Annotated in this window: 13 protein-coding genes and 1 tRNA gene; 7 read left to right on the forward strand and 7 right to left on the reverse strand. The window is 44.2% G+C overall.

All coding sequences use genetic code 11. The features are described 5' to 3' along the window. Positions 1-30 precede the first annotated feature (30 nt). Positions 31-501 (forward strand): HEPN family nuclease, encoded by a 471-nt coding sequence (locus RIG61_01490; GenBank protein MEQ9617830.1) that lies wholly within the window; start codon positions 31-33, stop codon positions 499-501. Here RIG61_01490 and RIG61_01495 read toward each other — a convergent pair. Next, positions 495-1,367, reverse strand: a complete 873-nt coding sequence (locus RIG61_01495) for a DNA adenine methylase (GenBank protein MEQ9617831.1) — start codon at positions 1,365-1,367, stop codon at positions 495-497. The two genes, RIG61_01490 and RIG61_01495, sit on opposite strands and share 7 nt — an antisense overlap. Before the next feature lie 129 nt (positions 1,368-1,496). Between RIG61_01495 and RIG61_01500 the strand changes: the two genes are divergently transcribed. Together RIG61_01500 and RIG61_01505 are read left to right on the forward strand one after the other, a co-directional pair. Beyond that, on the forward strand, positions 1,497-2,024 hold the full coding sequence (locus tag RIG61_01500) for a DNA adenine methylase (GenBank protein MEQ9617832.1): 528 nt from the start codon (positions 1,497-1,499) through the stop codon (positions 2,022-2,024). A gap of 150 nt (positions 2,025-2,174) precedes the next feature. Beyond that, positions 2,175-3,041: a hypothetical protein gene (locus RIG61_01505; protein ID MEQ9617833.1), complete on the forward strand. Its 867-nt coding sequence runs from the start codon at positions 2,175-2,177 to the stop codon at positions 3,039-3,041. 178 nt (positions 3,042-3,219) lie between these two features. Here the strand turns inward: RIG61_01505 and RIG61_01510 are convergent, their stop codons facing one another. Beyond that, positions 3,220-3,651: a hypothetical protein gene (locus RIG61_01510; GenBank protein MEQ9617834.1), complete on the reverse strand. Its 432-nt coding sequence runs from the start codon at positions 3,649-3,651 to the stop codon at positions 3,220-3,222. Positions 3,652-3,908: 257 nt separating this feature from the next. Between RIG61_01510 and RIG61_01515 the strand changes: the two genes are divergently transcribed. Next, positions 3,909-4,964, forward strand: a complete 1,056-nt coding sequence (locus RIG61_01515; protein ID MEQ9617835.1) for a tyrosine-type recombinase/integrase — start codon at positions 3,909-3,911, stop codon at positions 4,962-4,964. Positions 4,965-5,033: 69 nt separating this feature from the next. On the opposite strand, the gene RIG61_01520 is transcribed toward RIG61_01515, so the two are convergent. Continuing rightward, positions 5,034-5,109, reverse strand: a tRNA-Asn gene (locus RIG61_01520). Positions 5,110-5,299: 190 nt separating this feature from the next. Here RIG61_01520 and rpoH point away from each other — a divergent pair. Next, positions 5,300-6,196 (forward strand): RNA polymerase sigma factor RpoH, encoded by an 897-nt coding sequence (rpoH, locus tag RIG61_01525; protein ID MEQ9617836.1) that lies wholly within the window; start codon positions 5,300-5,302, stop codon positions 6,194-6,196. Between the two features lie 19 nt (positions 6,197-6,215). On the opposite strand, the gene alaS is transcribed toward rpoH, so the two are convergent. Then, on the reverse strand, positions 6,216-8,849 hold the full coding sequence (gene alaS, locus RIG61_01530; protein ID MEQ9617837.1) for an alanine--tRNA ligase: 2,634 nt from the start codon (positions 8,847-8,849) through the stop codon (positions 6,216-6,218). 29 nt (positions 8,850-8,878) lie between these two features. Further along, entirely contained in the window at positions 8,879-9,964 is a 1,086-nt protein-coding gene (rlmN, locus tag RIG61_01535; protein ID MEQ9617838.1) for a 23S rRNA (adenine(2503)-C(2))-methyltransferase RlmN, read from the reverse strand. 217 nt (positions 9,965-10,181) lie between these two features. On the opposite strand from rlmN, the gene purL reads away from it, so the two are divergent. Next, positions 10,182-12,392: a phosphoribosylformylglycinamidine synthase subunit PurL gene (gene purL / locus RIG61_01540; protein ID MEQ9617839.1), complete on the forward strand. Its 2,211-nt coding sequence runs from the start codon at positions 10,182-10,184 to the stop codon at positions 12,390-12,392. Then, on the forward strand, positions 12,385-13,803 hold the full coding sequence (purF, locus tag RIG61_01545) for an amidophosphoribosyltransferase (protein ID MEQ9617840.1): 1,419 nt from the start codon (positions 12,385-12,387) through the stop codon (positions 13,801-13,803). Before purL ends, purF begins: the two co-directional genes overlap by 8 nt. A gap of 76 nt (positions 13,804-13,879) precedes the next feature. Here purF and RIG61_01550 read toward each other — a convergent pair whose 3' ends face one another. Both RIG61_01550 and RIG61_01555 read right to left on the reverse strand, forming a co-directional pair. Next, positions 13,880-14,098, reverse strand: coding sequence for a hypothetical protein (locus tag RIG61_01550; protein ID MEQ9617841.1), 219 nt, complete (start codon positions 14,096-14,098; stop codon positions 13,880-13,882). Positions 14,099-14,309: 211 nt separating this feature from the next. Next, positions 14,310-15,062 (reverse strand): hypothetical protein, encoded by a 753-nt coding sequence (locus tag RIG61_01555; protein ID MEQ9617842.1) that lies wholly within the window; start codon positions 15,060-15,062, stop codon positions 14,310-14,312. Positions 15,063-15,121: the final 59 nt, after the last annotated feature.

Consider the following 15,121-nt stretch of genomic DNA (forward strand, 5'->3'; position numbering starts at 1 on the left):
TTCATTCTAGTAGTTTTAAGAACAATAATTATGAAATATGACGATACTGATTTTATTAGAGATTTTGCTAAGCGGACTAGCCATAATTTAAAGGTTATTGAAGCACTTGAAAAGGCAGGATGCATCACATTTGAAGTTACACAACTAGTTAACTCGATGCTTGGATTACTTGTTTTCCCACAACAAAAGTATATGAAGAAAATCCCGAAAATACCAATAACAGACCTTCAAAATCAAGGTTGGCCAATACCGAAAATCATAGGAAATTACAAGCAAGTAAAAGACTTAAACCAGTTAATCCGCTATTTGAGAAATTCCATAGCACACTCCAACATAGAATTTAAACACAATCATAAGCAAGAAATTGACAATCTGATACTGTGGAATACAGCTAAGAAAGGAGTAAATTGGAAAGTAGAAATCTCTCAAAGTGACTTTAAAACTATCACAAACAAGCTAATAGACCTTCTTACACAACTCAAGTCAAACTCAAATCAATAATTTGTAACTAATACCTCTTTAATTTTGCCTCTTCCATGAGCCTTTGAATTTATAGCTCTATTAGCTTGAATTATATGAATTTTAAAGTCTTTATAGAGCGTTAAAATCAAATCAGAATATGAGTTGCTTAACATACATAAACACCCTTTAGCAGAAAGCTGAGAAAAAACATTTGCAAGCTCACGCTGGTCTTCATCTGTGAAATTTCCTGAAGTATAAGATGTAAAACTCGAAGTTTCGCTCAATGGATGATAAGGGGGGTCAAAATATATTAAATCCCCTTTATGAGGGCTACTTAGTATATATTTAAAATCTTGTACTTTGATATTGGCATCTTGTAGTGCATCACTTGCGGTTCTCAAAACATCTTCGAATAATATCTTTGGATTTTTATACCTCCCAATGGGTACATTGAAATACCCTTTGCTATTCACTCTGTATAAACCATTAAAACAAGTTCGATTTAAGTAAATCATTCTAGCGGCTTTTTCCACATCGCTGAGCTTTATATTGTCATTTCTATCAAGACCGCGGATTTCATAGTAGTATTCTTTGTTATGTGAAGCTTGATGAATTTTAAGTAATACCATTAATTCATCTAAATTATCCCGTACAACTACATATGTATTTATTAACTCAACATTATTATCGGATAGGTAAGAGTGGTTCTTTAAACTAGATGTATTGAATAAATGAAAATATACTGCTCCACTACCCAGAAAGGGCTCATAATAATCTCCAAACTCTATAGGAAAGAAGTTTTGATATTGTGGTATTAATTGCTGCTTTCCTCCAGCCCATTTTAGAAACGGTTTTGCATAAAACACATTATCTCTGGTAAGGTGCCAATTCTTTCGAACTTGCATGTGATTTCTTCCCGTATAGAAATTCTTGTAAAAGATACTAACTACACATATTAAGATACCAAAGTCTGTAGGAAATAGACACATTTAGTCTGTATGGACAAGGGTAAATAATTGTGTTATTCATGTAATATGCCAGTAACTGAAATAAATGCTCAAATTTCAAATGAAGGGACGAGAGAAGACATAAGAAGAAGAGTTGTGGAACTATTTTTAAATGAGAAACCAGGGAAAAAAGAAGATTATTCTAATTATATATACTTCGTAGAAACTCTCTCTTCAGGAAATAGAATATATTTAAAGAGGCCAGCCAATTTAAAAAAAGGTTTTGATTTTCGAATAAGTGTGGAGAATATTGAATTTAGTCAGGGCATTGGCAGAAGAAGAGACTATCCAAAGCATGACGATGTATTACAAGATTTAACATCTAAGCGTTCAGAAAATCAAGTACTATATAGCAAACTTTTTTCACTAATAGAAGACTTATATACTTGTAAGGACCTTAATAAAAGTTCTTATACAGAAATTAGGTTTTCCACAGGTTATCCGGTTGACCTACTACTAGGTGTAATAAAGTGGTTTTTTATTGAGCAAGATATAAGGGATTGGAATTATTCGGGCAGACATATGTTCTTTTCTGCTATTCCTAAACCAGATTAATTTATATTACATTAAAGATTTTACTCGCAATTCTACTAAGTAGACTAATTTCATAAAGAGTTACCGAACCAGATAAACTATACTATACTTGGGTCTTCTATAATATTGACCCACTGTATCCCATATTAAGATTGAATTATATCACTATATATGAGCAAGAAATTTAAGAATAAGAACCCTTACCTAAAACAACGTAACAGACAGATTAAATCCTTAGTTTGTCATTCTGATATTCTGGGTTATAAAGAATTTGCACAGAGAAGTACAAATGCTAATTTGCAAAAATTAAATAACACACTTAGTAAAGCTTATGAAAAGATGTTGGGACACAGAGGCCCTGAACGGTTTTGGCCTGAAGAAGATTATGCTCGTTTTGAGATGAAAACATTTACTGACAACGTGGTGGTTGGATACCCAATCCAAAGACCTGAATGGGATCATGGAGAACCAGAGTTAGGCGACTTAATATGGCTAATTTCAAACCTTCAGCTATTCCTAGCATTAGATGGCTTCTTTATACGCGGTGGAGTTGCATACGGAAAATGTTACATAGATGAGCATGTTGTTTTTGGTGAAGCATTTGTTGATGCAGTTCAACTAGATAAAAGTAATGGAGCACCGCGCATTGTATTCTCAAACTCAGCGAGGAAGTCAATAGAGAAGCATTTTGAAGCCCACGGAGGAAGGATTGAAAGTACTCCACATTATCATGACTTACTCAAAGATGCGGATGGAGAGTACTTTATAAACTACCTAAATCTATCATTGATTGCTTATCCTTATGACCAAGTATTCTTTGATTTTATAATTCAACATAAGAACCAGATAGAACATGGACTCTTAAGTTATAGAGGAATCACAAATGTATATGCAAAATATGAATGGGCCGCGAGGTATCACAACTTCTTTTGTGAAGATTTCGCTCAACGATATTCACATACAGCTGAAAGTCAAGAAATGTTAAGCCATGTAATTAAACTCGAAGATTTTATTCCAGCACCTTGTCGACTGGCTTAGTCACTACACTTTCGATTCTGGGACAGCAAGTCTGTTTTTTTCATATAATAGTTTTGTTACACTCTCTCGGTCATCATAGAAATCTTCTAGGATGCGTTGAATATAATGCATAGCCGCTGCAACTTCATCCTCTTCAACTCTTTTCCAATCATCATGTACAATCTCGTTACCAAGTACTCTAAATGTCGGAATGTGCTTTTTCTTTTAATGTTTTTTCTAACGTAGAACGTAGCAGTGCACTTGCTGCTCTCCATGCTTCAAAAGAATAACAAAGTTCTGCTTCTCTGAATTCATTCATTATTTTGTCTGGAATATTGGTTGGTAATGAAGCATGAGGTACTGCTCGTGGATAAAATGTCTCAAGAGTACCTGGACCGTTTCCATTATCATGAAATTTAGCTATCCCACCGCGCCCACACCCAGAACACCTTACCAATGTATAAACTACTCTATTGAATGTTTCATCTTGGTATTGATGTATACCTTGATAAGCTATAATAGAGCCATATTCGCCCCCCCCAGACTTTCTATGGTCAAATAATAATATAGCACCCCCACAATCAGGACAATTCGCTCTTACACTATAATTATTGATAGTCGTAGGCTGCATATTGTCTCCTTAACCATAGGTATGAATGCAGCAGATGCTATTTGTAAATGTTTTATTTAGATTATAAAGCATGAGAATTATAGACTACGTTTATTACATTCTGAATACCCTACAATATTTTTCTTGATATTTCTAACTGAGAATATATAATATATAGTCACAATTATCTAATAATGAAATTTTGTTGAGAACTGAATGTTCCAAACACATGCAAAACTAAAAGGCTAAAATATCTTGAAATTAAAAGGAGATAATAAATGGGAGTTTTCAAAAGACAAAGAATAAATTCTAAGGGGAAGAAATCTGAGTTTTGGTATATCAGATATTCTGTGAATGGAAAGGACAAATGGGAACTTGTTGGTAAAGTCGGACAGGTTACAAAAGATATCGCATTAGCTAGGCTTGCTGAAAGAAAGAAACAATTACGTTTAGGCCAACTGGATATGTTAAAAACAACCATCCCTACCCTACGAGAATTTTCTCGTGATTATATGGTGTATCAGAGAGAGGTCAAATTCAAAAGGAGCTGGAAAAAGGACGAAGCACACTTGAGAATATTTAATTCACTATTCGGAGATAAAAAACTCTCTGAAATAACAGCAAAAGACATAGATGACTATAAACAAAAACGCCTACAGGAAGTTAAACCCGTAACTGTCAATAGAGAGCTAGAAGTGCTTAGGCATTTATTTTATCTGGCGAAGAAATGGAAAAAGTTTTTTGGAGACAATCCAGTATCTGAGTCCGGGCTATTAAAAACAGAGAGCCAGCGTATAAGAGTTTTAACATTAGACGAGGAAGCTAGACTTATGAACTCTAGCTCAGAACATCTTTATCCGATTATCAAGACAGCTCTTATGACAGGTATGAGACAAGGCGAAATTTTAAGCTTAAAATGGGAAGACGTGAATTTTGGTAATAATTTGATAACAATTCGAGCTGAAATATCGAAAAGTAAAAAGAATAGAAGAATTCCAATTTCTTCAAGCTTAAGAACTCTCTTATTAGAGCAGAAAATCAAAACCATTAGTACAGGTTATGTATTCGTAACCCCGGAAGCTATACCGTATAGCCCTAATAATCCTAGCGCTCTTAAAAGGACCTTTACAACCGCTCGTAATAAAGCTAAGGTTGAAAACTTTACTTTCCATGACTTAAGACATACAGCTGCGACCAGAATGGCTGAAAATGGAGCAAACATTATTGCGGTAAAGGAAATTTTAGGTCATGCTGATATAAAAACCACTATGAAGTACTTTCATCCTGGTGATTCTTTAATAAAAGCGGTGGAAATCTTAGCCAACTATAAATAGAACTGTAGCCAAAACTGTAGCCAAGAGATGTATGGTAAATGGGGTATGGAGGAATAATACTGTAATTATTGGCTCCGGCGGAGGGATTCGAACCCCCGACCTAGTGGTTAACAGCCACCCGCTCTGCCAGCTGAGCTACACCGGAACCGAATAAAACAGGCTCAGAACTTAAGCGAATAAATTTATACAGTCGAACTATATACGTCAAGTGATGAAGCCGTAATTTTATAATTACAATAAATCCGGCGCCTTACGCCACAAATAATATAGCCGGTTGATAAGGACTCCTCTGAAAAGTATACTAACTATAACTCTCAAGAAAGACAGTAAATTCTATGGCTGAAGAATCCGAAAAGACTAACAAAAAAAAGCATCAGGCAAACCTGCTACCCGCTCACACTACTTCCCTCCATCGTTACCTGGCAGAAATAAGCAATTATCCTGTGCTGAGCCGCGAGGAGGAATATAAGCTCGCGATGAAGTACAAGAATGATGGCGATCTGGACGCCGCGAGAAAGCTTGTTACATCCAATCTCAAGTTCGTCGTCAGGGTAGCGAACGAATATAAAAATTACGGTTTCAACACGATGGATCTCATTCAGGAAGGTAACGTGGGACTCATGCACGCGGTTAAGGGGTTTGACCCGACTAAAGGGTACCGGCTCATCTCTTACGCGGTCTGGTGGATTCGCGCGTACATACAAAATTACATCATCAAGAGCTGGAGCCTCGTAAAACTGGGCACGACACAGGCCCAGAGAAAGCTGTTTTATAAACTCAGATCGACTAAAAATGAAATGGAAATGGGCGGGGACAGCCTTAGCGCGGAAGACTACAAGGAACTCGCCGAGAAACTCGAAGTGCCCGATGAGGCGGTTATGGAGATGGATCAGAGAATGGCAAGCAAGGACCTGTCGCTCGACGCCAAGATAAAAAAGGAAGACAACGCGTCTCACCTGGAATACCTTACCGACGAAGAGGAGAACCAGGAGGAGATCATAACCAAAGCCGAGGAAGAAGAACGGATCAAGAGCGGAATGGCCGACGCGCTTAAAACGCTCAAAGAAAGAGAACGCTATATTATCGAGGAAAGAGTCTTATCGGACACGCCTCAAACCCTTGAAGAGCTCGGGACGAAATTCAATATATCCAGAGAAAGGGTACGGCAGATCGAGAGCGCGGCGCTTAAAAAGATTAAACACGTTCTTGAAGAAAAGGGAATCAGCAAATAACCGATGAACTGCGGTGGAGTCAGCCCCCCTGTATTAAATCAAACACCTTGTCGAGCGCTTCGTTTAGTTTCTCGGGCTTGTTCCCGCCCGCCTGAGCCATATCGGGCCTGCCGCCTCCTTTACCGCCAATCAGCGGAGCGAGCTCTTTGACGATATTCCCCGAGTGATACCTATCGCTCAAATCCTTTGTAACACCTACGAGTATGTAAGCCTTGCCGTCTTCCTTACTCCCCAGAACCGCGATACCCGACTTGAGCCTGTTCCTTAAATCATCCCAGACCTTCCTCAATTGACCGGCGTCGGCCTCGGGAATTTCAACCGAAAGGACATTCATTCCATTTACCTTTTTTACGGCCTCCAGCAAGTCCCCGGTTTTTTCACTCAGCATTTTTCCCTTATAGGTCTCGAGCTCTTTTTTGACCCCTTCATGCTCCTCCACCAATTTTCTGAGCCGTAAGATAATATCGGACTCGGGAACCTTCAGTATCTCGGCCGCCTCGCTCAGCTTTTCCTCCCTGCCCCTCATGAAATTCCATGCCGTCTCCCCCGCAAGCGCATCTATTCTCCTCACACCCGCCGATGAAGCGGATTCGGAAACGATCTTAAAGAGACCGGCTTCACCCGATGAGCCAAGATGGGTACCCCCGCAAAGCTCCGTACTGTAATCCCCGATGCTGACAACCCTCACCCTGTCCCCGTACTTTTCTTCAAAGAATGCCATTGCCCCTTTTTTGATCGCCTCATCATACGGGATATCGGCTTCAGTTATCACTCTATCATCCCATCTCATACGCTCGTTGATTATTTCCTCCATCTTTCTCAAATCTTTTTCGTCAATCGAGGAATGGTGAGTGAAATCGAACCTGAGCCTCCCGGGCGCGACAAGAGACCCGGCCTGACCCACATGAGTTCCCAGCACCTCCCTTAGAACCGCATGGAGGATATGCGTCGCCGAATGGTGGGTTTCGGCGCCGTACCTGAGTTTTTCGTTGACCCTGAGCTCTACCTTGTCTCCTACCCAGAGAGTACCTTTTTTAATTACTGCGTGATGCGCAATTACAGTCGGGAGAGGCTTTTTCGTATCCGCTACTTCCGCGACTCCGCCCTCGCCTTCTATCACTCCCTTATCGCCTACCTGGCCCCCCGACTCACCGTAAAAGGGGGTCTGATCTGTAATTATATCGGCGCTTTCCCCCTCATTCGCGCTTTCCGCGAGCACGCCGTTTTTTATAATCGCGGTTATTCTTCCCGTGTCGCTCGTTCTGTCATACCCGGTGAAATTCACCATGAGCCCCCCGGACGCGAATTCCTTATACAAAGGGGCAAGCTCCTCCGCCCCCGCTCCCTTCCGGGCTTTCCTAGATTTCTGCCTCTGCATTTCCATCTCTTTTTCAAACCCGGCGTAATCAAGCGCAAGCCCGCGCTCTTTCGTTATGTCCTGGGTAAGATCCACAGGGAAGCCAAACGTGTCGTAGAGCTTAAACACGACATCCCCTGATATGATTTTTTTACTCCCTATCTTTTCTATCTCCGTATTCAGAAGCTCAAGGCCCCTGTCTATCGTTTCAAAAAACCTCTCTTCTTCATTTTTTACGACGTCGGCTACAAACGCGATTCGCTCGTCGAGCTCCGGATATGCGCTTGCCATTATCTCGCGGACACGGTCGGTCATTCTATACAGGCAGGGCTCCTCGATTCCGAGCATCTTCGAGTGCCTGACCGCCCGTCTCAGTATCCGCCTCAGCACATAACCCCTTCCTTCGTTTGAGGGAAATACACCGTCGGTTATAAGAAACGTAACAGCGCGCGCGTGGTCGGCCATTACCCTCATTGATATGTCCGATGACGGGTCAAGGCCGTATTCTTTACCCGATATTTCCTCTACCTTGGATATCAGGCCTCTCAGAAGGTCGGTGTCGTAATTGCTTTTAACCCCTTGCAGCACTGCGGCAATCCTCTCAAGCCCCATTCCGGTATCGATACTGGGATTGGGCAGCGGATTGAGATTTCCAGACTTATCCCTGTCATACTGCATGAAAACAAGATTCCAAAGCTCGAGATACCGGTCACACTCACAGCCGATCAGGCATGAAGGCTTGCCGCAGCTAAATTCTTCCCCCTGATCTATATGTATCTCCGAGCAGGGACCGCACGGACCGGTATCGCCCATCGCCCAGAAATTGTCTTTTTCCCCCATTCTTACCACTCTGTCGGGAGAAAGTCCTATCGTTTTCAGCCACAGCTCCGCCGCCTCGTCGTCTTCCTCGAACACCGTGACCCAGAGCCTCTCTTCAGGGAGCTTAAAAATACCGTTGATAAGCTCCCAGCCGAATTCTATCGCCTCTTTTTTGAAGTAATCCCCGAACGAAAAGTTGCCAAGCATTTCGAAAAATGTGTGATGCCGCGACGTATAGCCGACATTCTCCAGGTCGTTATGCTTACCGCCGGCCCTGACGCATTTTTGGGCGGATGCAGCCCTCTTGTAATCCCTTTTATCAATACCCAGAAATACGTCCTTGAACTGGACCATCCCCGCGTTGGTAAAAAGAAGGGTCGGGTCACTTTTCGGTATAAGTGAAGAGCTCTTCACAACCGTATGACCCTTGCTTTCAAAATACTTTAGAAACTGACCTCTTATTTCCGAGCCTGTCATTATTGCCTTACCTTTGATAAAACCTTATATCAGACTACCGCCCGAGTGGAATTTCGGACCCGTTTGGACTTCCTGGCAGGGTATTTTGCCGCCAGCTGTCCGCACGCGCCCAGAATATCGCAGCCGCGGCTTTTTCTTATTCTCACATTAATTCCGTACGTCTTAAGAATGTCCTGAAAGCCTATCACCCTATCCCGGGCGGGCGAATTGTAAAGAAGAGGAGAAGCATGGTTGAAAGGAATAAGATTTACCTTGCAGTTTATACCGCGCAGCAGATTACCCAGGTCGTACGCGTCCTTGTCAGAATCATTCACCCCGCTCAGGAGCACATATTCGAACATGAGCGCTTTTCTCGGGGGCACAGGGAACTCCACGCTCGCGCTAAGAAGCTCCCGGATGGGGTATTTTTTATTTATCGGCATTATTTCATCTCTGAGTTCATCCGTCGGGGCGTTCAGAGACACCGCCAGGTTTACGGAAACCTCCGCGCCGAGCTTTTTAATTTGAGGAACGAGGCCTGACGTAGAAACCGTGATCCTCCTCGGGGAAAGCGCCAGAAAATGTTTATCAGTCAAAGTTTTTACAGACCTGACAAGATTGTCGAGATTATCGAGAGGCTCCCCCATACCCATAAAGACAATATTGGTAATGCAATCATTATTATACCGATTAACCAGCAAATACTGGTCAATTATCTCGGAAGGGCTCAGGTTTCTGATCTTTCCCACAGTACCCGTGAGGCAAAACGTGCATCCTAAAGCACACCCTACTTGAGAGGACACACATAGCGTAAATCTCCCTTTGTCCGGTATCAAAACGCTTTCGATTTGATTTCCGTCCCGGAGTTTAAAAAGGTACTTTTTTGTCCCGTCTTGAGAGACCTGTTTATCGGCGAGCTCAATCGAGTCATCAAGGCAAAAAGCCCCGTTCAGCATTAGCCTGAGCTCCTTGGAAAGATCGGTCATTTCCTCGAACGAAGAAACCCTTTTACCGTAAATCCACTTTCCTATCTGACGGGCGCGGAAGGGCTCTAATCGGTTATCCGCCACGAATTTCTCTATTTCTTCGGGACTTAAGTCCTTTATATTTATCCTTTCTTTCAAATGCTCTGTCATATTTCTTATATCTTAGTAATGATACAAGGCGACCGGAGGTTATACAATAGCCCGGTTATGCGCTAGTTTAAAAGTTCTTGCGGGAAAATCGAAAAAGTTTTTGACATAACCAAGTACGATGTCATATTGATATTTTTCTGAGGGGCTCAAGATAAGCACCGGCAAATGGATACAGGGGAATTAACTGGTATATTAAACATAGAGAGATTGAGACGATATGTCTAACCTGAAAACCGCCTTGGACCACGGGCTTACCGAGGAAGAATATCAAAAAATTACGGATACGCTCGGAAGAGAGCCGAACCTAACGGAAATCGGCATTCTGGGAGCAATGTGGTCGGAGCACTGTTCTTACAAGAGCTCTAGAATCCATCTGAAAAAACTGCCGACAAAAGGGGAAAAGGTAATTCAGGGACCGGGAGAAAACGCCGGAGTAGTGGATATCGGGGACGGACTCTGCGCAGTGTTCAAGATGGAAAGCCATAATCATCCCTCATTTATCGAGCCTTATCAGGGAGCGGCCACGGGCGTCGGAGGAATACTCAGAGACATATTCACAATGGGCGCAAGACCTGTCGCAATTCTCGACTCCCTCAGATTCGGTGACCCTTCCCTTCCGAAAACAAAATACCTTGTCGGCGGAGTCGTCTCAGGGATAGCCGGCTACGGAAACTGTATCGGAATACCGACCGTCGGGGGCGAGGTTTATTTCGACCCTTGCTATAACGGAAACCCTCTTGTGAATGTCTTCGCTCTAGGAATTACCAGGTCTGAGGAAATATTCAGGGGTTACGCCGAGGGAGTGGGGAACCCCGTCATATATGTCGGCTCCAAGACCGGCAGGGACGGCATACACGGAGCCGTCATGGCATCTGAAACATTCACGAAGGAGGCCGAGGAGAAAAGACCTGCCGTACAGGTGGGGGACCCGTTTACGGAAAAGCTCCTTCTCGAAGCCTGCCTTGAGCTTTTTAAGACCGGAGTCGTAGTGGGAATTCAGGACATGGGCGCCGCCGGGCTCACTTCGTCCTCGACTGAAATGGCGGAGCGCGCCGGCACAGGGATCAGGATAGATATAGACAAGGTGCCGAGAAGGGAAGATTCGATGAACGCCTACGAGGTTCTGCTCTCCGAGTCACAGGAGCGTATGCTCATAGTGCTTGAGAAGGGAAAGGAAGAAACAGCGGAGAATATTTTCAGAAAATGGAGCCTTGACTTCAGTGTGATAGGAGAGGTTACGGACCGGAGCAGGCTTGAAATAATGGAAAAGGGGGAAAAGGTAGCCGATATCCCGATCAGCCTTATATCGGAAGAAGCGCCCCTCTATGAAAGGCCCGTCCTGGAACCCGAATATATAACCGAGAACGAAAACTTTAACATTGACAGCATTCCGGTCCCACAGGACCAGGATCTGGGCCGTGTATTACTTACGCTCCTCGCAACCCCCACTATAGCGAGCAAGCGCTGGATATACGAGCAATACGACCATATGGTCAGAACGGACTCCGTGACCCTGCCAGGCTCCGACGCCGCGGTAATAAGAATAAAGGGAACAACAAAGGCGGTCGCCATGACTGTAAACTGCAATTCCAGATACTGCTACCTCGATCCTTTCACGGGAACCGGCATAGCTGTCGCGGAGTGCGCGAGAAACCTTGCATGCTCAGGCGCCCTGCCGCTTGCGATTACCGACTGCCTCAATTTCGGAAGCCCCGAGAAACCGGAGGTAATGTGGCAGTTCAAACGCTCGATCGAAGGCATGGCCGAGGCCGCTTTAAAACTTAACACGCCGGTTGTAAGCGGAAACGTGAGCTTCTATAACGAAACCGAAGACAGAGCCATCTATCCCACTCCCACTATCGGAATGGCGGGGCTGATTCCGGATGTGGAGAAACACGTAACACAGTGGTTTAAGAATGAAGGAGACATTATCGTTCTGCTCGGCGATACAAGGGAGGAATTCGGGGGAAGCGAGTATCTCATGCAGATACATGGAAAAACAGGCACCAGCCCGCCGCGGCTCGACCTGGAAGCGGAGTCGGGACTTATAGACGCTTTACTTGAAGCATCAGGAGAAGGTATAATTAATTCGGCTCACGATCTTTCCGAGGGAGGTCTTGCGGTTTCACTGGCTGAATCCTGTTTCACTCCGAGTGGTCCGGTGGGTATTAATATCAGGCTGCCCGATACGATCAGGAAAGACGCCCTCTTGTTTTCGGAATCCCAGGCAAGGGCGATAATTTCACTCGACGAAAAGAATTCAGAAAGAATTGAACAAATAGCGGAAAAACACGGTGTGCCCGTTGAAATAATCGGAAGTGTTACGGGCACACGTTTCTTTATCGAGGATATGATCGATATTCCGGTAACAGAAGCCTTAAAGGCCTGGTCATCCGGATTCGAAAACACACTTAAAAGCTATGCCTAAGCTTAAAGAAGAGTGCGGTTTATTCGGCATATACGGTAACGTCGAAGCATCCAACCTGACATATCTGGGTCTTCACGCGCTTCAGCACAGGGGGCAGGAAAGCGCGGGAATAGTCACGTCGGACGGCGTGAATCTCCACAAACACCGGGATATGGGGCTCGTCTCCGATATATTCACCGAGGAAATTCTCTCCGGCCTGCCCGGACAAAACTCCATAGGCCACGTACGATACTCCACCACGGGTTCGAGCCAGACCAAGAATATGCAGCCGATCGTGATAAATTATTTCCGCGGCGCACTCTCTATAGCCCATAACGGCAACCTGACAAACGCAAGAACCCTTAGAGAAGAGCTTGAAGGGGAAGGAGCCATATTCCAGTCCACTACGGACACGGAAGTAATAGTGCACCTCATAGCGAAATCCAAAGAGGAGAAGCTGGAAAAGCGGGTTATCGAGGCCCTTACGCGCACCAAGGGAGCGTATTCGCTGCTGTTCCTCACGCCTGAAGCGATGATTGCCGTAAGGGACCCCTATGGATTCAGACCCCTCGTAATGGGCAAATTGGGAGACTCGGTCGTGTTTGCCTCCGAAACATGCGCTTTCGATCTTATAGAGGCCCAATACGTAAGGGAGGTGGAGCCCGGAGAATTGATACTGGTAGATGAGAACGGAGTTCAATCATTTAAACCCTTCGGTGAGGCGAAGCACGCATACTGCGTGTTTGAATACATATATTTCGCAAGGCCCGACAGCTTTTTAACGGGAAGAAACGTTTACCAGGTTAGAAAAGCTCTCGGCAAGCAGCTGGCTATCGAACACCCTGCGGACGCGGATATTGTGGTCGCCGTGCCGGACTCCGGCGTCCCCGCGGCTATGGGATTCGCCGAGGAGGCGGGTATTCCGCTCGAGCTGGGCCTGCTCAGAAGCCACTACGTAGGGAGAACGTTCATACAGCCTCAGCAGTCGATAAGAAACTTCGGCGTGAAGCTCAAGCTGAACGCCATCAGGGAGGTTCTTGACGGAAAGAGAGTCGTAATTGTGGACGACTCTATCGTGAGGGGAACAACGTCGAGAAAGATAGTAAAAATGATACGGTCCGCAGGAGCAAAAGAGGTTCATATGAGGATAAGCTCCCCGCCTACGAAATTCTCCTGCTACTACGGCATAGACACGCCTGTTAAAGAGGAGCTCATAGCGAATTCTCTTGAAACAGAGGAGATAAGAAAGTATATAACGTCGGATTCTTTAGGGTATCTGAGCCTGGAAGGGGTCATGAAAGCGGTAGATGATACCAAAAAAGTGGATGGGAAAGAAAACTTCTGTAACGCTTGCTTCACGGGGAAATACACGGTCGAATTAACCGATCAGAAGAAGACACAAAAGAAGCAGCTCAGACTTTTCGGGAGTTGATTCATAATATATTTTTTCCACCGGCAGCAACTGTTTCAAAGGACGAATCAGGACTCCGGGGCTTAAAATTGTGCGCCTATCTTTTCTCAAAACCCTTAGCGTGCTGCTGCATTATCTTATCGAACCTGTTCCATCCCACTTTGTATCCATAAATGGTGTTCGCGGGAAACCAGACAACGCTGCCCTTGGATACGTTTAACGTTCCTAATTTCTCGCCTTTTTGCCAAACATCGAACTCGACATCGGAACGTCCCAGCGCTCGGCTGGGTATGGTAAAGGAAACTTCGTGAGCCATTTTCTTCACCCCTTTTTAGATATATACACCGGATAAAACATGAGTGTTCTAATGTAATACTTTATATTGAAGTAAGCAATTACTGTTTTTCAGGTTAAAGATGTCAGGAGAATCAGTTTTCACCTTCAGAAATCGCATCTTCTTTCTCTGAAAGGAAAGCTCTTCGAATTTTTCTTGCCCATCTGCTCCTGCCTTAGCCGTCTTGGCTTAGCTAGAGCATATCGCCCCTCTCAATAGGCTTAAAATCATGGACCTCTATAAATATAAGTGTAGGAAAAGGGAGATATCTAGCTCCATAAAAATGAGGCTTTACCGTTCTAAGCGTAGGCACCTTAAAGCCGTGGAAATCCCTGTATCCCTCGCACAAATGCACACCCTTCGCCCAGCTGCCCACTACCTCGGCTGTGTAATCGAGACGTCGTAAAAGTCTTTTTTCATCGAAATAGAATATCTGCCTTTTACAGTGAGTAGGCAAATCGTCCGGGAAAGTGACTTCCAGCGTTAACCACGAGTCGGGTATTCCAGCAATCGGCTCAAGCACTTTGAACTTAAACCCATCCCGGAGAAAAATAAAGGGCGTGAGGAGATAATTCCACTCTGCATAACCTCCGAAATAAATAAAATCCAGATCATCCCAATAGAAAGTACTCCTCAGACTCTTGAATGCGGCTCTCGGGTTTATGCGCGAGGCTATTACATTACCCCGGGAATCAAGAATTCTCACCTCTTTATCCCCTATTAGCTCACTCCGATGCCCTGGTTCGGGAAAGTCACATGCGATAAATCGCGGCTCGTCACGAAATGCGCGCACTCTGACGCCGCTCTGAGCGGGCCTTCGTTTTGCGGTGAATAAAAATCCCGAAGCAGATATCACCGCTTCTACCGCTACAAGTGATTTCCATCGGTCGATGCCCCCATGAGCCTCTATCACTTCATCAATTATTTTCTCAGTATTATTATTCAATACTTTTCCTCGACGTAATGCGGAACTATTTATAACCCAACTTATCCCATATCTCCTCA

It is taken from the genome of Deltaproteobacteria bacterium (assembly GCA_040223695.1).
Classification (GTDB): Bacteria; Desulfobacterota_D; UBA1144; order Nemesobacterales; family UBA2774; genus JAVKFU01.

Bases quoted from the DNA above. Each gene is read 5' to 3' on its own strand.
- RIG61_01515 (MEQ9617835.1), top strand. From the start codon at position 3,909: ATGGGAGTTTTCAAAAGACAAAGAATAAATTCTAAGGGGAAGAAATCT.
- RIG61_01495 (MEQ9617831.1), bottom strand. From the start codon at position 1,367: ATGCAAGTTCGAAAGAATTGGCACCTTACCAGAGATAATGTGTTTTAT.
- purL (MEQ9617839.1), top strand. From the start codon at position 10,182: ATGTCTAACCTGAAAACCGCCTTGGACCACGGGCTTACCGAGGAAGAA.
- RIG61_01500 (MEQ9617832.1), top strand. From the start codon at position 1,497: ATGCCAGTAACTGAAATAAATGCTCAAATTTCAAATGAAGGGACGAGA.
- RIG61_01505 (MEQ9617833.1), top strand. From the start codon at position 2,175: ATGAGCAAGAAATTTAAGAATAAGAACCCTTACCTAAAACAACGTAAC.
- RIG61_01550 (MEQ9617841.1), bottom strand. From the start codon at position 14,098: ATGGCTCACGAAGTTTCCTTTACCATACCCAGCCGAGCGCTGGGACGT.
- purF (MEQ9617840.1), top strand. From the start codon at position 12,385: ATGCCTAAGCTTAAAGAAGAGTGCGGTTTATTCGGCATATACGGTAAC.
- alaS (MEQ9617837.1), bottom strand. From the start codon at position 8,849: ATGACAGGCTCGGAAATAAGAGGTCAGTTTCTAAAGTATTTTGAAAGC.
- RIG61_01490 (MEQ9617830.1), top strand. From the start codon at position 31: ATGAAATATGACGATACTGATTTTATTAGAGATTTTGCTAAGCGGACT.
- RIG61_01510 (MEQ9617834.1), bottom strand. From the start codon at position 3,651: ATGCAGCCTACGACTATCAATAATTATAGTGTAAGAGCGAATTGTCCT.
- rlmN (MEQ9617838.1), bottom strand. From the start codon at position 9,964: ATGACAGAGCATTTGAAAGAAAGGATAAATATAAAGGACTTAAGTCCC.
- rpoH (MEQ9617836.1), top strand. From the start codon at position 5,300: ATGGCTGAAGAATCCGAAAAGACTAACAAAAAAAAGCATCAGGCAAAC.